This is a genomic window from Malaciobacter marinus (genome assembly GCF_003544855.1).
In the GTDB taxonomy this organism is placed as follows: Bacteria; Campylobacterota; Campylobacteria; order Campylobacterales; family Arcobacteraceae; genus Malaciobacter; species Malaciobacter marinus.
The window spans coordinates 771,781-790,382 of record NZ_CP032101.1 but is presented as its reverse complement, the minus strand read 5'-3'; the positions used below and the strand labels follow the sequence as shown (position 1 = coordinate 790,382).

The window sequence follows — 18,602 nt, the reverse complement described above, 5'->3', positions numbered from 1 at the left end:
TTTGATTATTTATTTTCGTTTTCTTCTAGTAGGTGTTCGTATCTTTTGTCAGTTAGTAGTTTCATAAAAGCTACAAGTGCTTCTACTTTTCTATCTATTAGTTTGTTGGCTTTAAGATCTTCAAGTGAGATTGTTTCTTCTACTTCTGGATCTTGCCATGGTTTACCAGTTTCTGGATTTATTTTTCTATCTTTATTGTTGTATTTATCATAAAATTCTACAACTGTTCTTAGGTCTTTAAATACACCATTGTGCATATATGGTCCTGTAACTGCTACATTTCTTAGTGTTGGAACTTTATATTTACCTTTGTGTTTTTCATCTGTTACAGCTGGGTTATTTAAAAGTCCATTATCTATTGAAGTTGTTCCATTTTTGGCTCTTAATTCATGGTTTATTGGTGTTCCTATATTGTGATACTCATAGTTTGTAAAAGTTTCACCTTTTTTATCTTCACCTTTTAATACATGACAATTTGCACAAGAATTATTGTTGTTTGAGAAGAATATTGAACGCCCTAAATCTTCTAATACTGTTAAGTCATATTCACCTTTTAAATATCTATCATATTTTGAGTCAAAAGGTGCAAACTCTTTAGTCATCTCAAAAGCTTCAATAAGCTCAGTCATAGCAAAAAATGCTTTTTCATTTGACTTGAAGATATCTTCACCATAAATTTCTTTAAATCTTTGTATATAATACTCATTTTCTTTAAGTCTATTTACAACAGCTTCTTTACTTGGCATTCCCATTTCTACTGGGTTTAATGGTGGTCCACCTGCTTGTCCAGCTAGTGTTCCTTCTCTTCCATCCCAAAATTGTCCACCTTTATATTTTTTATTTTTTTTGTCATAGTGAAATACTGGTGAAAACATAGCATATGATGCTGTTGGAGCTTGTCTATCTCCAAGTGATTTATTGTCATCTCCAAGTGATGCCATCTTTCCTACGCCATTATCTCTATCATCAGCAAACCCTCTTTCTGGATTGTGACATGTTGCACAATTTTGAGTTCTATTTTTAGATAAATTTTTATCAAAAAATAGAATTTTACCTAATTGTTCTTTTTCTAGTTGTAGTTTTGCCAATTCTTTTTTTGACATAGTAGGTGTTTGATTACATCCTGCTATTATCAATGCAATCAAAGAAAAACCAATCATTTTTAGATATCTCATATCTTTTTCCTTTGTAGTAAAGTTAAAAAAGGTGTATAAATAAGCTTCAATAAAGAATCATAATCGCCCATTTGTTCCTTTCTTAGTCCAAATTTTATATTTTTTACCTCATTTGATAAGGTAAGGGTATTAAATACCCTATCCCATATAGCCAAATATCCACCATAGTTTCTATCCAAATGCTTTGTACTATGGTGTATTTGATGCATATAAGGAGAAATTAGCCATTTTTCACACCATGAAAAATATTTAAATTTCACATGTGAATGTCTAAGGTTTGAGCCAAGTAGTGAAAACACAAATACAAATACATTTACTCCAAAAATATCATATACACTAAGCATTGCTCCAAAAAAGTAAATAAACACTCCTGTAACAAGCCCTATGCTTATTGAGTATCTAAATCCAAAAAGTATATTTTCAATAGGATGTACCCTATAAAAAGTCAGAGGATTCAAGACCTTTGCACTATGATGCACCTTATGAAAGTGCCATAAAAATGGAATTGTATGTAAAAATCTATGTATCCAGTATCTTGTAAAGTCACTTACTGTAAAAAGTGTGATTGTATACAAAATCATAATAGTTTCATAAGAAAATGAGTTTGTAAAAAAATATCCAAATTGTTCACTCATAGTATAATTAACTTCTAAAGCTATTGTTTTTGCACTTATAACCACAGGATAAATCATAAATAGTTTAATAAAGTAAGAAACTAAAAAATAACTATAATCAAGTCTTGCACTTGGGTGCCACCAAAGTTTTGAAGAAAATAGTATTTTAGAATTACTATCTTTCTTCAAATAAATATATATAAATGTAATTACTAAAGAACTCAGTAAAAATCCCCAATATATTCTTTTGTTTGGGTTGATAAAATACTCAAGTGCAAAAAAGTCCACTAGTCACCATCCGCATCTAAAATTTTTGCAGTTACAGATAACTCTTCAATAAGTGATAGATAATAAGTATTGTGAAATTTACTTAAAGCTTCAAATAGTGCTTGTGCATTTGTAAAATCATCTTTTTTTAGTTTTGCTAACTCTTTATATGATTCATCTAAAGCTCTTCTTACTTGAAATACTTGTTTTTTTGCTCCACCATCAATAGCCATAGTTGCATAGTTTTTATACTTTTGTTCACCTATAATTTGATTGTGTGCATCTAAGATTGCTTTAATTGCTGCAAAACTTTGCTTTGATAAATAGTACTCACCTCTTTTATTATCTGGATTGTCTTTATATTTTCTTGAGTATCCAGCTGGGTCACCAACTCTCCACTCTTTTAATTTATAAGTAGAATCAATCAAGATATTAATAATAGCTGCATTTCCCCATTTTTCATCTCTTTCTTCACCTTTTAAAAAGTTTGAATAAACATTTTTTATATCATTTAAGTGTGAACTTATTGCTTCAAACATAACATCTAAAAGCTCTTTATCTCTTTTTGACAAAGTTTTATCTTTAAAAAGCATATATTCAACTGCATTGATACTTTTTGTAGAGTTTCTAAATAACTCTATTTTTGCATCATCAGTTGATTTTATAGCTCTATTTAATTGAACAGTAATATCTTCATTTCCATAGTGGAAAATATCCACATATCTTGGAGTATCAATATAGTCTTCATTGATAGTTCCAGCTAGATAAACTGCTTGTACTTTTTTCCATGATTTTACAAGTTTTTTAAAATCATCTTTGCTATAACTCTTTTTTAAATTGTTTAAATCTTCTATTGCATTATTTACATTTGGTAATGATATATTTTTTACTATATTTGTCAATGTATTTGAAAATGCAAAAGAGATTACAAATGCCAATAATAAAACGATTTTTCTCATTATAATTTTCCTAAAAATTTAATTAATTCTTCTCTTTTTTCTTTTGGTAAGTTCATATATGTTTGTTTAACTTTAGAAGCCTCACCACCATGCCATAAAATAGCTTCTTGAAAAGTTCTTGCTCTTCCATCATGTAAAAGTCTTGGCTTTACACCATTGATTTTTTCATGTAGTGCCAATCCCCAAAGTAAAGGTGTTCTAAACTCACTTCCTGTTGCTTTAAACTCAACTCTTCCATCAGCTAACTCTTCACCCATATCATGAAGTAAAAAATCAGAGTATGGTCTAATTGTTCCTATTTTTGTTTCAAAACTGCTAATATGACAAGATGCACATCCAACTTTTTTAAATAGTTCTAGACCTTTTTTGAACTCTTCATCTTCTTTTGGTTTATAAACCCTTAGATTCGACAAATAAAACTCAACCGCATCTAGTCTATTTTGAGGAACATCAAACTCATATCTCATATCTTTTGGTGCTTCATTACACTTTTTTTGTGTTTTTGTACAATTTTCTTGTGGATAAAAAGGCGTTGTAAGCCCCATATCATTGTGCATTGCACCAGCAACTTGTTCGACAACTGTTGCAGCACTTGCTTTCCAAGTATATCTTCCTAACTCAATCTTGTTTGTTTTAGGAGAATATACTTTATTTGCTTTTCCTGAAATACCATCACTATTTTTATCATCAATATCTTCATTTGCTAAAATTGCTTCATCTGATATTAGTTCAATTAATCCCATTCCCATAAGTGTTGGAGCAAGTCTAAAAGATATGACTGCATTTTTATGAAGTTTTCCATAGTTTAAATCTTCTAAAAGATAAGTAGGTTTTAATAAAGTTTCAACTTCTTTATCAGGAAAAGTAACTTTTACTTCTTCAAACTTTAAATTAGGTCTTCCCTCAAACATTACACCATGTACACCATTTATTGATAATTGTGCTCCATAGTTTGGTTCAGGAACAAAACCATTCTTTTGCATATACTTTTTATGTTCTTGAGTATTATTAGAAGCAATAGAAAGTCTTACAACTAAAGCTCTTGAAAGATTATTACTATTTTTTTTATATAAAGTTCCTCGACCATTTGCAGGATGACAGGAAATACATGTGTTTGCATTATATAAAGGCCCTAGACCATCTCTTGCAGTTGTAGCACTTGGTGATTCAACCCAAGGAATTCTAAAAAAACTTTTTCCTAAGATATATTGATCATACTGTTTATTATTTAACCCTTTTATTGGCTTAAATATACTATTTTTATTTAATTTTTCAGTGTAAATATCAGACGCATTATTAACGGCAAAAAGTCCCGTAGCAAATAGTGCTACAAGACTTTTTAATAATACTACTTTTTTTACAGAAAAATTAAATTTTTGTTTCTTCTGGATCTGTAACATCATCATTTGATAATTCAACACCATTTGCCTTAGCTACATTAACCATCTCATCACCAAGTTTTCTTAGTTGATTTTTAAGTTTTACTATAACTTTTGCTTGTGGGTCATTTGGTCTAATTTGATAATCAAAGTGTCTTGAAGTTTTTGCAATTGCATCTATGTTTGCAATTTTATCTTCAATTGAAGCCATAAGATTTAAAATTCTATCTTTAGTTTCATTATCTAACATATTAATTGGAGCTTTACCATATGACATTCCATTATATGTTCCCATTAATACATTTTTGAAACCTTTATAGTTTGCAACAATATCTCTGTGTGTATTATCAGAGAAGCAAGAGTGTTCGTCTTCTTCACTTGGAGTTAATACAGCAACTGCAATTCTTTCATTTGCAAGTTCTGATTTAACAAATACACCCATACCAGCAAAGATTTGTCTTAATGCTGTTTTTTCATCAATATTTTTAGATGCATTTTCACCTTTAAGTTTTCCTAAAAGTGCAGCTTGATATAAACCTGTATTTCCATTTATCTCTTTTTTCCAAGCAGATGTTACAGTTTGTAAATCAGAAACAATTTTTTCACTAGAAGCTTTTAAATAGTCAAGTCTTCTTTTAGAATCTTTATCAGATGTAAAGTCACTTAAAGGTCTTTGCCCAGCTACTAATGCTCCATTTGTAATTGAATCTTTTACAAAGTTAGAGTAATCTTGGTCTTGTCCCCATAATAAAAATTCAATAGCGTGATAACCTGTACTTACATTTGCTTCACCACCATTTTCATTAAGTGCAGTTAATGCATCTACAGTAATATCTTTTACATTTACAACTGTGCTTTCTTCACCACCTGGATTAAATTCACCTTTTGTATCAATAATATTTCCAGATGTTCTTTTATTATTTGCATCTGTTGTATAATCAATCATATTTTCATCAAGTGGCCAAGCATTTATTTGTCCTTCTAAAGCACCATAAGCTTCTGCTACCCAACCCTCTTCTGCATCAATTGGACCATTTGAAAGTCTAAAGATTTCAGTTTGACCATATGATTCTCTTGATTTTAACCAAGCTGCTTTTGCAATATCGAGATTTACTTGTGTTGGGTTATTAGCAAAATCATTTATTGCTTTATCTAATTGTTTTGCATCTTTTAAGGCATCATTATAATTAGCTAAAGCAATATTTGAATAAGAAGTTAATAACTCTTGGGCAGTTACTTGATTATTGCTTGCATTAACTTGTGAAGTTGCACAACCTGTAAGTGCAAGTGTAGCAGCAAGTGAAAGAGAAGCTACAAGAACTTTTGTTTTTGTAAATGTCATTTATGTTTCCTTTTTTAATTTTAATATTTATTATCAATATGAAATTAAAACAAAATGTAGTTTAAGAGTAACTTAAAAGTGACAATGATTATCAAAATAGAATAATGTATATATAAAGTAGTATTTTCAAAGAAATAATAAAATAGAGTCAAGCTCTATTTTATTATTTTTATTCATTTCCAAAGAATTTTCTAAATCCTTCGATTATCTCTTGAGTAGTTTTTTTACCTTGTTTTTCTCCTAACTTTTCAGTTAGTTTTTCTTCAAGTTTTTTAGAGTGTTTTTTTATAATTTTTTCACTCTCTTTTTTTAATTTTAGTTTTAAAAGATTTGTTGTATCTACTGAAACTTTTGGACTTTTTAAATCTCCTGTTATAAAAGTATCAAACTCAACCCCTTTTAATTGAGTTTTTACTAATGCATCAACTGTTGATTTATCTAAATCAATTTCACTTTTTGTTACATTAAGTTGTGTTAAATCACTACTCATATCAATAGTTGAATTAATTAATTTTTCATTAATAGTACTTTTAACATCAATACTTTCATAAACTTCTCTTGTGATGTCAAATTTTGCAAATGTATTTATTAATTTTGAGAACTCATTTGGTAAGAACTGTCCATTTGAAAGAGTTGCTACTAAATCACCTTGTTGTTTTTTAATATTGTATATTAAGCTAGCATTTGCTTTTGATGTAAAAAAATCAGGATAATACATCATATGATTTAATTTTTGAATATCTATATTTTTTATATCAGCTTTTAAATCATCATTTAATAAAGTAAAATCTAAACTTCCATCTAAAAGCATTGAAGCCCCTGAGACTTTCATTAGTGTAGCTGTCTTTTCAATATCACCATCTATATTTATTGAACCTCTCATTTTTGTTTGTGTTAGATCATACAAATTTATCAAATCAGGGATACTTAGTAAATAATCACTATTTATATTCATACTTTTCAAATCAACAACTGCTTTTTTTACTAATAAGTTTGCCATAGAAGTAAAAAAATCAATTTTCGAAACTGCTTTGTTTGGCTCTAGATTTGTAACAATATCACCTTTAAATGTTAAAGGAACCATCAAGTTTTGATTAAAAGCTTTATTTACTATTTCATTGTTTACTTGACCATTTGTAATTACTGTTGAAATAATTCCATCAAGACTTGCAATATTTGGATTATTTATTTTACCATCAATACTTATCAATCCATTTGCATATGAAGGCTGATTTAAAGTATATAAGATATCCTTAATTTTAGCATTGGTAATCAAAAACTTTATATCACTTGGTTTAAAATCTTTAAGCTTTATATCATAAGATGTGCTACTATCAAAAATATTACTTATACCATTAATTTTAGTAAGTTTTTCATCACCAGCTACTGTACCTTTTGTATAAAAGTTACCCTTTAACTTTTGTTTAGTGAATTTTTCAAGTTTTGATAAGTCTTTGATATTTATTTCATAATTCAAATCAACTCGTTTTTGAAGTAGTGCCAAATCACCAATTACATCAATTTCTGAATTTTCATCAATTGTTGCAACAAACTTGATTTTACTAGTTGTTAAACTAAACTCTTTTACTTTAAAAATGGCATTAACATTTTCATTTGCGCTTTTTTGTATATATGAAGCTACTAAAGAGTTACCTGCTGGAGTAAATAAAAGACCATATAAAAGACCTAGAAAGATTAATAAAGATGCTAAGAAAAAAAGAAAAATTTTTTTCATGTAAGTCCTTTGTTTTTTTTAAAGATTATACTGCAATTTTTAAAAAAATCAAATTAGTAATATGCTTTGTTACATTTTGTAATTTTATAATCTTTTTACATACTAACTAAAGAAAATTTAATAAACTCTCATGTATAATCTTGTCACTCAAAGTGATAAGTAGGGAAATCTAGGCATTTATGTTTAGGTTGCTTTAGTTATTCTAAGGTTACGCTATCCGAACAGACTTTGAAAATAAAAAATAATAAGGAATATAGAATGAAAAAAATCGTTCTTTTAATGCTAGCTATTGCTGGTGCTGCATTCGCTGCTGATGGTGCAGTTGCAAACGAAACTTTAAAAGCTTACTCTGTAGTAGCTGCTGGGATTGGACTTGGTCTTGCTGCATTAGGTGGTGCTATTGGTATGGGTAACACTGCTGCTGCAACAATTGCTGGTACTGCTAGAAACCCAGGTTTAGGTGGAAAATTAATGACTACAATGTTCATTGCATTAGCGATGATCGAAGCACAAGTTATTTATGCATTAGTAATTGCTATGATTGCTTTATATGCAAACCCATTCTTAGGATAATTTGTAAAACTACAGATTTTATAGATACATAAAAAGGTCAAAACATTATATGTTTTGACCTTTTTTTTATTATACAAAAACTAAAATAACCATATAATGACACTTTAAATGTAAACTCACAAAAAAATTATATTTAGATTTTTTTTCAAAATTTATATAGTTTTTATACAAAATGATACTATTTTACAACTTTTTTTAGCTAAGATTACAGTATAGTTAAAAAACAACAACAAAAGGAAGTGTCATGAAAACAAACAGTATAAAAACAAAGCTTCTGATATTGATATTATTAAGTGTGTCATTTTCATTTATTGCTCTAGGGATATTTAGTTCAACAAATGAATACAATGCTCAGTATAATACAATCAAACAAAAAGAGTTAGACTTAGCAAAAGAAAGCTCAAGATACATAAATAGTTTCTTACAATCAAAAGTTGATATTGTTGAAGCAGTATCTGAAGAAATTGATAAAAATACTTTAGATATTACAAATAAACAACTAGTTGAAAAATTACTATTAGGTAAAAAATCAGGTAATTTTGTGGATTTATATATAGGTTTACAAAGTACAGGGGATTTAGTTTTAGCTAATGGAAAAGTTTTAAATAAAGAAAAAGACAACTATGATGCAAGAGTTAGACCATGGTATAAAGATGCAATACAGAAAAAAACTTCTGGGGTTTCTAAACCATATGTTGATGTAACTACAAAAAAACTTGTTGTTACAGTTTATACACCATATGTTAGAGAAGGTGAAATTCTTGGTGTAGTTGGTTCTGATATATTTATTGATACTATTGTTGATACAGTATTAACAGTAGAATTAAAAGAGACTGGATTTGCTTATTTAGTTGATGAAGAAGGAAATATTCTTATTCATAAAAATAAAGACATACTAAAAAAAGAGAGTACAGTTTTTAAACAAATAAAAACATCAAATACTTTAGATTTTGGAGAAGCAACTCTTGGAAGTGAAGAGTTATTAGCTGCTTATAATACAGTTGATTTAACTAAATGGCATTTAATGATACAGTTAAATAAAGCTGAAATTTATGAAGAGATTTTTGCAAGTGTTATAAAAGAAGTTATTTTGTATGTTGTTCTTCTTATTATAATATTATCAATATTACTATTTAGTTTAATAAAACTTCTTGCACCAATAAAAACTCTAGAAGAGGGATTAAACTTTTTCTTCAAATATTTAAAAGGTGAAGAAGAAGAGATTAAAGAGTTAAATATTCAAACAAAAGATGAGTTTGGAAATATGGCAAGTGTTATTGATAAAGAGATGAAACATGTAGCAACTAGCTTTGAAGAAGATAAACAACTTATTAATGAAGTTAAAAACGTTGTAAATCATATCAATAATGGAAAACTTGATGTATTAGTAAATAAATCTACATCAAATAAATCATTAAATGAACTAAAAGACATTTTAAATGAGATGATAAGAACTATTAATGAGAATGTAAATAGTGATATCAACCCAATTTTAAATGTTCTTGAAGAGTATTCAAATCTAAACTTTGTAAATATGATAGAAAATCCAGATGGAAAAGTATCAAGAGGATTAAACAATTTATGTGAAATCATAAATGGGATGTTAAGAGAAAACAAATTAAATGGTATCAACTTAGAAAAGAGTTCAAATACTTTATTACACAATGTTGATATATTAAATAAAGCTTCAAATGATACAGCAGTTTCACTTGAAGAAACAGCAGCAGCAGTTGAAGAGATTACAAGTACAATTATTAACAATACAAATAGAATTAGTGATATGTCAAAACATTCACAAGAGTTGACACAATCAATTCAAGAAGGTAATGAACTTGCAAGCTCTACTGCTAAATCAATGGAAGAAATAAATGAGCAAACTAATGCAATCGCAGAAGCAATTACTGTAATTGACCAAATTGCATTCCAAACAAATATTCTTTCACTAAATGCAGCAGTTGAAGCAGCAACAGCTGGTGAAGCTGGAAAAGGCTTTGCAGTTGTAGCAGCAGAAGTTAGAAACCTTGCAAGTAGAAGTGCAGAAGCAGCTAATCAAATTAAAACGATAGTTGAGAATGCGACTTTAAAAGCAAATGAGGGTAAAGTAATTGCAGGGGATATGATAAAAGGGTATAACTCATTGAATGAAAATATATCAAAAACAACAGAAGCAATTACTGATATTTCTGATGCATCAAGAGAGCAAAAAACAAGCATTGAACAAATCAATGATGTAATTACTAGACTTGATCAACAAACACAAAGCAATGCATCTGTTGCTAGTCAAACACATGATATAGCAACAAATACATCAAGTGTAGCTAAAGAGATACTAAATACAGTAAATCAAAAGCAATTTAGAGATTCATAAAGAGTAAAAACTCTTTATGAACAACTTTAATTAATCTTCTTTAAACTTTTTATCACTAGCACTTTTTAATATTTCAGATGCAATATTTGAACTTGATTTAGCAATATCTTGAGTATTTCCTGCAACTCTTGAGTTTTCTTGAGTTTGAGCATCAATTTTAGTAACCATTTCATTTACTTGCTCAATACTAATTTTTTGCTCATTTGAAGCTGTTGAAATATTACTAATAATATGTGTAGTCTTTTCTACATTTTGACTTAATTTACTATAGCCTGTTATCATAGTATCAGCAATAACTTTTCCATTGTGTGTTTTTGAAGTCGCTTTTTCAACTAAAGTTTTTATTTCACTTGCAGCTTGAGCACTTCTATTTGCTAAGTTTCTCACTTCAGCTGCAACAACTGCAAAGCCTTTTCCAGCTTCACCAGCTGTTGCTGCTTCTACTGCTGCGTTTAAACTTAAGATATTTGTTTGAAAAGCGATTTGATCAATAACAGTGATTGCTTCAACAATAAGTTTTGTTTCTTCATTTATATCATCCATAGCTTTAGCAGTTGAACTTGCAAGTTTTTCACCCTCATTTATAGCTTGACTTAATTCATTTGAATAATTAGTCATAGTTCTAATATCTTGAGTATTGGCTTTTACAGTATTTGTAACTTCTTCTAATGCAGAAGCACTCTCTTCTAAAGATACAGCAGTTTCATTTGTAGAGATATTTAACTGGTTTACATTCTCTAATAGAAGTTGAGATTTTTCATTTAAAAGCTCACCATTAAGCTTATTTGTTTGAAGCATTTTTGTTATAATTTCACAAAGTTGATTGATTTTTATAGCAATATTTCCTGTTGGATTTTTTATTTCATTTGTAAAGTCAAGTTGTGAATATGATTCTAACACTGTTTTAATTTGAACAATATCATCATTTACATCCATTCTAATAGATTTAATCATCTCATTTAAAATATCTTTTAGTTCATTTAATGATGAATTTGAAGTTTCTTTTGTAACCTCGCACGACAAGTCACCATCTTTTATACTTCTAACAATTTGTTTTACTTCTTGAATAAGAAGTTCTTCTTGTTTATGAGAAGTTTCAATAATTTGCATTTGTTCATCAACTATTTTACCCATTTTTCCAAACTCATCATTTGAGTTTATATTTAACTTTTCAATAGTTTTCTTTTCACCTTTTAAGTAGCTAAAAAATGAATAAAGACCATCTTCAAATTTTCCTAAAGGACTTAAAGCTTTATTCAAAAATAGATATAAAATAAATAAAATCACAGATAATAAAACAATAAATAAAATCACTGTTTTTTGAATATCTTTTTTAATTTGTCCAAAGATATGCTCTTCTGGAACCTTAATAAGAATATCCCAATTTAAAGTTTTTATTTTATGAAAGAAAATATGTTGTTCAATCCCATCTTCTTCATCCACAAGATATCCCTCTTTATTTGTTTTCATTCCATTAAAAAACTTACTAGTTTTTCCCATTGATTTTTTATCTTTATGAATTAAAATCTCTCCATCGTTACTATCTACAACATATGCATATCCACCCTCAGTAATATCAGATGAAGCTAGTTTATTTATTAATACATCCAAAGCAATATCTGCTCCTAAAACTGCAACTAACTTACTGTTTTTATAAATTGGTTTATATAAAGTTACTACATAAGTATTTAAAGTTTTTCCCCAATAAGGTTTCGTAACTCCAAGTGCTTGTTTCTTCACTGCTTGTTTGAACCAAGGTCTTTTTCTAGCATCAAAATTATCTTTTTCTAAAGTTAAAGTTTTTCCACCTGATTCAACTTCATTACCATTATCAGCAAATCCAAGAAAGAACAGACCAAACTCCCCTGCACTGTTTCCAAGTTCTAGTGTTTTAAATATATTTTGATTATGAACACTCATCTCTTCTTTTTCTAAATTCTTTGCGATTGTATTAACTACTGTAATTTTAGAGTTGAAATATACATCTAAATACTCTGCAATATTTTTTGAATTGTTCATCTCTTTATTTTTAACTAAAGCAGACTTAGATTCATAAGAATTAATTGCATTTTGGAACCCTAATATTCCAAAAGAGATTCCAACACTAATAAAAATCAAAGTTAATAATTTTGTTTTTAAACTATACTTCCCCATTTGTTATCCTTTTATTCAAGATTTTTTCATTAGATATTAACTATTTAAAAGGACTTAAAAGTGATTTTTTCTTAATTTATAAAATTATTATTTTTTATTAATATATATTTAAGATTATTTTATTCGAAAAAAGAGATTCTGTTTTTTCCTAAACGCTTTGACATATACATAGCTGTATCTGCTTGTTTGATTAGTTCTTGTACGCTAAATGTACTATCATGAAATAAAGTTATTCCAATACTAGGTGTTGAAATATTTTCATATCCATTTATTATTTTTATATCATTTAATGAACCTTTGATTTTAGAAGCTAAAATTTGAATATTGTTTCTTGCACTAGCTTTATCACTTCCAATAAAATCTGCTAAAACAATAAACTCATCTCCCCCAATTCTAGCAAGAGTATCTTCTTTTCTAACTGTTTCTTGCAGTTTTTTTGAGACTTCTTTTAACAAAACATCACCTGTTTCATGACCTAAAGTATCATTTATAGTTTTAAAATTATCAAGATCGATAAATATCAATGCACCATAATTTTTATATCTTGAAACTTTATTAATAGAGTGTTCAATTCTATCAAATAAAAGCATTCTATTTGGCAAAGCAGTTAAACTATCATGTGTTGCTTGATACTCCAAATATTGTTGTTTTAGTTTTTGTTCACTTATATCATTATATTGAGATAAATAGTGTTTCACACTTCCATCTTTTTCTTTAATAGCAGTAATTGTAGCTTTTAAAGGTATTTTTTCACCATTTTTCTTTTTATTATAAATTTCTCCTGACCAAGTTCCCTTTTTTAGTATTGAATTCCACATTTGTTTATAAAATTCACTTGAATGCTCATCAGAACGAAATATATTTGGATTTTTACCTAGAATATCACCCTTTTCATATCCCATAACATTACAAAATGCTTGGTTTACATTTATAATTTTTGCTTCGCTATTTGTAATAATCATAGGTTCATTTGATTCAAAAGCATATGATGCGATTGTTAATTGCTCCTCTTGTTTTGCTTTTGTTTTTTCATAATCAATCTTTTCTAAAGCATACTCCATATCGATAATCATTTTATTAAATAAAATTTCTATTTCATTATCAAAAAAGTTTTTGTTTTTTGAATACAAAACCATAAGAGCAGTAACTTTCTCAAATTTTCTTATTGGAAATACAGCAATTGAAGAGAAGTTTCTTGTTTTAAAAAAATCTTCTTTTATATCACTTACTTTTTCTATATTTGAAGTTTTTATTATGTTTTTCTTAGAAATTATTGCCTTTTTAAAGATTGAACTACTTGGTTCTTCTTCTTTAAAAAAAATATTATCAGGATTTTCACCTTTAATAAGCATAATTTTTCTTTGAGATTTTTTAACTTTATAAATAAGTCCTAAAGATATATTTTGGTCATTTACAATAGTGCCAAGTAGTTTATTGTAAAGTTTTTTTCTCGTAGGCATTTTTAAGATAACTTTATTTATTTTATTTAAAACTTTATAGATATTTTGTTGTTTTTTTAATTTATTAAAACTTTGTTGTTGGTTTGAAACAATAACTTTTAATACAAATAAAAGACTGATTAATGTTACAAAAGAGACAAATAAAAAGCTTAAACTTAGTATTTGAGATTTTGTAGCTTGTGATTCAATCTCTTTTGTAAGCTTTAAAACTTCACTACTTACTAAATAATAAAGTTTGCCAAATTCATCAACTCTTGAAGAAGAAAAGTTCCACCATTCATCTAAAGCTAATCTATTTGAATGAACAATCTCTTTTAAATTCTTTCTTAAATAGTTTAATCTCTTTTCATATGCAAACTTAATATTATTTGAATAAGCATCAATCTCATTTTTTTGTGCACTTAGTAAAAACTCTTCAATATTTATATTTTGAATAGTATATGTTTGAATTAATTTTTGATAATTTTCATCAGAGATTTTTTTATTTATAATATATAAAGAAGTCATTATTCTTTCTACTGCTGCTGCTTCTTTAGTAGTTAATAAGTTTACAATATATGCAAATTTTGTATTAAAATTCGTTACAAATTTTATAGGTTTTATTGAATAAATAGTTGATAAAAGTAGATTATTTATCTTAGTATAAAATTTAATTATTTTATTTGAATCAATTTCATCTTCATCCACACTTTTTCTAATTTTTATAAAATCATGAAAAATATTTTGTACTTTATTGACACTATAATTTGAGTTTGGTGTTTCTTTTTCTATGTTAGATATAGTTGTTAGAAATTCTTGATAAACTCTATTTGTTAAAGTTCTTTGCTTTAAAAGTTTATCTTTATATTTTTTTGTATTTAGATAGATTGCTGTGTAGCCTCTTTCTTTTTGAATAGAATCAATAACTTTTTCTGTTGCAAAAATATACTTTACATCATTTTGAATATTATCAACTTGACTTAAAGTATCTATTTTATCAAGAACAAGTATTGTACTAAAGTATAATATACCAATAGCAGGTAATGTAAATATCAATAAAAGCTTAACAAAAAGAGTATTTTTTAGCAAGATACTTTCCTATTCATAGAATTATTTCAAGTGATGATAATACCCAAAAAGGCTTTATACTTGAATTTTAATATTGCAAATTTTATTATTTTAATCTAAATAGTGTCTTTATGATTAGTTTGGTTACAACTAGAAGAAAAACTTCTAGTTTGCAACTGACATAGCAAATTCTTTTAAAACTTGTGATTGATTTGCTTCTAACCCTTGTTTTATTTGTTTTGAAAAATCATCTGGAAAAATTTCAAACTCTTTATTAAAAAAAGCTTCAAAAACATTAGAAACAATTGATTCAGGTGTTGCTTTTGGCATATCTTGACCTTTTGTCATATTTGTATCAATAGGACCTGGAAGAACTTCATAAACATCTATTTCATCTTTTAGTAATTCTGCTCTTAAAGCTTGTGTTAGTGAGTGTAGTGCAGCCTTTGATGAACAATAAAGTCCCATTATTGGAAGATTTGCTAAAGCTAAAACTGAAGTGATATTTATAATTGCACCTTGTTTATTTAACTTATTGCTTAAAATTTTGCATACATTTAAAGTACCATGAACATTTACATCAAAGTCTATCGTACTATCTTCAAATACTCTTTTTGCACTATTTACACCAGCATTATTTATAATAATATCAAGAGAGTCAATACTATTTGCAAAAGAAATAACATCTTCTTTATTTGTAATATCTAACTTTACAGTTTTTATATTTGATGATAATTTTTGAATCTCTTCTAAAGTTTTTATATCTCTTGCAGCACAATAAATAGTTTTAGCACCTAAAGCAATTGCTTTTTTTACAAATACTGAACCAAGTCCGCCATTTGCACCTGTGATAAGAATTGTTTTATTATTTAAATTCATATATATAGCCTTTATAAATATTTTTATTTATATTACTCTCTTATAATAAAAAAGAACTTACAAATTAGTTCCAAAAATACACAAGAAGATGTTAATATAACTTTCATTTTACATAAAAAAATTATAATACTAAAAATATTAAGAGGTAAAAATGAATAAAATATTAATTTTGATAGTTACTTTTTTTGTAACTTTTATATTTATTGGTTGTCAAGAAAATAAAAAAGAGTCAAATGAACTAATTTATGCAAGTACAAAAGATATAAGAGATATAAATCCTCATTTATATAGAGGAGAGATGGCTGCACAAAATATGGTTTTTGAACCATTGATTATTAATACTCAAAATGGAATCAAACCTTGGCTTGCAAAAAGTTGGCAAATAAAAGAAAATGGGAAAAAATATATCTTTAAATTAAGAGAAGATGTTTTATTTACTGATGGTGTTAAACTTGATGCAAATGTTATCAAAAGTAACTTTGATGCGATTTTAAGAAACAAAGTTAGACACTCTTGGTTAGAACTTGTAAATGTTATAGATTCAACAAAAGTAATTGATAAATATACTTTTGAATTAAATCTAAAAAGCCCATATTATCCAACCCTTACTGAATTAGCCATGACTAGACCTTTTCGTTTTGTTTCACCAAAATGTTTTAAACAAAATGAAACAAAAAATGGCCTTTCTTGTTATAATGGTACTGGAGCATGGATATTAAAAGAACATAAAAAAAATAGTTTTGCACTGTTTGAACAAAATAGTAAATATTGGAATAAATTACCTAAAATATCTTCAATAAAATGGAAAGTAATACCTAATCATCAAGCAATATTATTAGCTTTACAAAAAGGTGAAGTTGATTTGATTTTTGGTTCTGATGGAGATATGATAAACTTAAATGCTTTTACTGCTTTGAAAAAAGAGAATAGTTTAAAAACACTACTAAGCAATCCTATTGCTTCAAGAGCTATTCTTATAAATACTAAAAGAGAGATTACAAAAGATCCTCAGGTAAGATTGGCATTGGCTCATGCAATTAATAAAGAAGCCATAATCAAAGGGATTTTGAACAATTCTGAATCAGTTGCAAATACACTTTTTTCAAAAACTACGCCCTATTCAAATATTGATTTGAAAACAAAAGAGTTTAATCCTAAAAAATCAAATCAATTACTTAAAGATTCAGGTTGGATTTTAAAAGATGATAACTTTAGATATAAAGATGGAAAGCTTCTTGAATTAAAACTATATTATAATGCAAATAACGCACAAGAAAAAGTTATAAGTGAATATATACAAAGTAACTTAAAAGATATTGGAGTAAACTTAAAAATTATTGGAGAAGAGAAACAGTCATTTTTAGATAGACAAAAAAGTGGTAATTTTGATTTACAATATGCTTTATCTTGGGGTGTTCCATACGACCCGCAATCATTTATCTCTTCATGGAGAGTACCTGCACATGGAGATTATCAAGCGCAAATGGGATTAGAAAGAAAGACTTGGTTGGATAATACTATTCAAGATATTTTAACACAGTCAAATGAAGAAAAAAGAAAACAGTTATATGAAGAGATATTTACATATATTCATCAAGAAAATGTATATATACCTCTTAGCTATTCAAGAACAAAGGTAGTATTTAATCCAAGGGTTAAAAATATTACATTTAATCTTTCTCAATATGAAATTCCATTTGAAAAGATGTATCTTGAAAAGACAAAATGATAAGATATATAATAAAAAGAGTATTACTTATAGTTCCCCTTTTATTAGGGGTTTCTATAGTATGCTTTATTTTAGTAAATCTAAATCCTAGTAGCCCAGCTGAAGTTACACTAAGAATAAACAACATTACAGTTACTCCACAAGCAATAGAAGAGACAAAAAAAGAGTTAGGTTTAGATAAGCCATTAGTACAACAATATATTCAATGGATAAAAAATTTGCTAAACGCAGATTTAGGAACTAGCTATGAAACAAAACAACCTGTATTTGATGAACTTATTCAAGCACTACCTGTAACAATATATCTATCTTTTAGTGCTATTTTGTTAATAGCAATTTTTGGTTTTACAATTGGTGTATTGTGTGCAGTTTATGAAAATAGTTATTTTGATAAACTAGCTAGAGTATTTATCTTTACATCAGCTGCCATGCCTAGCTTTTGGTTAGCTTTATTACTAATTTGGCTTTTTTCTTTAAAGTTTAATATTTTTCCATCAAGTGGATTAGATGGTATAAAAAGTATTGTTTTACCAGCTATTACGTTAGCAGTAGCATATATCTCTACTTTTGTAAGAATTATTAGAAACTCTTTAATACAAATAAAAAGCTCTTTGTTTATTACTTATGCTAAAGCAAGAGGACTTAATAAGTTTGAAATATTAAAACATAAGATAAAAAATATTATCAATCCATTTATTGTTGCACTAGCTATGTCTATTCCTAAACTATTTGCAGGTACTGTAATTATAGAAAATATCTTTGGTTTACCAGGACTTGGAAGACTTTGTGTACATGCAATTTTTGCAAGGGATTATCCAATAATACAATCTTATATTCTTTTTATTGCGATTTTATTTATCATATTTAATCTAATAGCTGATATTTGGTTACAAGTAAGAGATCCAAGATTAAGAGTTTGAT

At 27.3% G+C, this 18,602-nt stretch carries 13 protein-coding genes; 4 read left to right on the top strand and 9 right to left on the bottom strand.

The features are described from left to right. Positions 1 to 5: 5 nt before the first annotated feature. From AMRN_RS03885 to AMRN_RS03860, 6 genes are all read right to left on the bottom strand, one after another. On the bottom strand, positions 6 to 1,175 hold the full coding sequence (locus AMRN_RS03885; RefSeq protein WP_099312518.1) for a cytochrome-c peroxidase: 1,170 nt from the start codon (positions 1,173 to 1,175) through the stop codon (positions 6 to 8). Continuing rightward, the gene (locus AMRN_RS03880) at positions 1,172 to 1,978 is read right to left on the bottom strand and encodes a sterol desaturase family protein (protein WP_228150972.1); all 807 of its coding nucleotides are present in this window, start codon (positions 1,976 to 1,978) and stop codon (positions 1,172 to 1,174) included. Before AMRN_RS03880 ends, AMRN_RS03885 begins: the two co-directional genes overlap by 4 nt. A 98-nt stretch (positions 1,979 to 2,076) precedes the next feature. Then, on the bottom strand, positions 2,077 to 3,015 hold the full coding sequence (locus tag AMRN_RS03875) for an imelysin family protein (protein WP_099312520.1): 939 nt from the start codon (positions 3,013 to 3,015) through the stop codon (positions 2,077 to 2,079). After that, positions 3,015 to 4,436 carry a di-heme oxidoreductase family protein gene (locus tag AMRN_RS03870; RefSeq protein WP_228150856.1) on the bottom strand — a complete coding sequence of 474 codons (1,422 nt, stop codon included), beginning with the start codon at positions 4,434 to 4,436 and terminating at the stop codon, positions 3,015 to 3,017. The genes AMRN_RS03875 and AMRN_RS03870 overlap by 1 nt, the downstream gene beginning before the upstream one ends. Next, positions 4,384 to 5,736 carry an imelysin family protein gene (locus tag AMRN_RS03865; protein ID WP_099312522.1) on the bottom strand — a complete coding sequence of 451 codons (1,353 nt, stop codon included), beginning with the start codon at positions 5,734 to 5,736 and terminating at the stop codon, positions 4,384 to 4,386. Before AMRN_RS03865 ends, AMRN_RS03870 begins: the two co-directional genes overlap by 53 nt. A 169-nt stretch (positions 5,737 to 5,905) precedes the next feature. Continuing rightward, positions 5,906 to 7,471 carry a hypothetical protein gene (locus AMRN_RS03860; protein WP_099312524.1) on the bottom strand — a complete coding sequence of 522 codons (1,566 nt, stop codon included), beginning with the start codon at positions 7,469 to 7,471 and terminating at the stop codon, positions 5,906 to 5,908. A gap of 258 nt (positions 7,472 to 7,729) precedes the next feature. On the opposite strand from AMRN_RS03860, the gene AMRN_RS03855 reads away from it, so the two are divergent. Further along, positions 7,730 to 8,044 carry a F0F1 ATP synthase subunit C gene (locus tag AMRN_RS03855; protein WP_079579822.1) on the top strand — a complete coding sequence of 105 codons (315 nt, stop codon included), beginning with the start codon at positions 7,730 to 7,732 and terminating at the stop codon, positions 8,042 to 8,044. Positions 8,045 to 8,288: 244 nt separating this feature from the next. Continuing rightward, a complete protein-coding gene (locus AMRN_RS03850) occupies positions 8,289 to 10,412 on the top strand; it encodes a methyl-accepting chemotaxis protein (protein ID WP_099312526.1) in 2,124 nt (707 codons plus the stop codon). 30 nt (positions 10,413 to 10,442) lie between these two features. On the opposite strand, the gene AMRN_RS03845 is transcribed toward AMRN_RS03850, so the two are convergent. The 3 genes from AMRN_RS03845 to AMRN_RS03835 all read right to left on the bottom strand — a co-directional run bounded on the left by AMRN_RS03845 (position 10,443) and on the right by AMRN_RS03835 (position 15,952). Further along, positions 10,443 to 12,566, bottom strand: coding sequence for a methyl-accepting chemotaxis protein (locus AMRN_RS03845; protein WP_099312528.1), 2,124 nt, complete (start codon positions 12,564 to 12,566; stop codon positions 10,443 to 10,445). Between the two features lie 119 nt (positions 12,567 to 12,685). Next, positions 12,686 to 15,094 (bottom strand): diguanylate cyclase domain-containing protein, encoded by a 2,409-nt coding sequence (locus AMRN_RS03840; protein ID WP_099312530.1) that lies wholly within the window; start codon positions 15,092 to 15,094, stop codon positions 12,686 to 12,688. Positions 15,095 to 15,238: 144 nt separating this feature from the next. Beyond that, a complete protein-coding gene (locus tag AMRN_RS03835; RefSeq protein ID WP_099312532.1) occupies positions 15,239 to 15,952 on the bottom strand; it encodes an SDR family NAD(P)-dependent oxidoreductase in 714 nt (237 codons plus the stop codon). A 151-nt stretch (positions 15,953 to 16,103) separates the two neighbouring features. On the opposite strand from AMRN_RS03835, the gene nikA reads away from it, so the two are divergent. Both nikA and opp1B read left to right on the top strand, forming a co-directional pair. Beyond that, complete coding sequence (gene nikA / locus AMRN_RS03830; RefSeq protein ID WP_099312534.1) at positions 16,104 to 17,681, top strand: nickel ABC transporter substrate-binding protein; 1,578 nt, start codon at positions 16,104 to 16,106, stop codon at positions 17,679 to 17,681. Further along, positions 17,678 to 18,601: a nickel/cobalt ABC transporter permease gene (opp1B, locus tag AMRN_RS03825; protein ID WP_099312536.1), complete on the top strand. Its 924-nt coding sequence runs from the start codon at positions 17,678 to 17,680 to the stop codon at positions 18,599 to 18,601. The genes nikA and opp1B overlap by 4 nt, the downstream gene beginning before the upstream one ends. The last annotated feature ends 1 nt before the right edge of the window (position 18,602 follow it).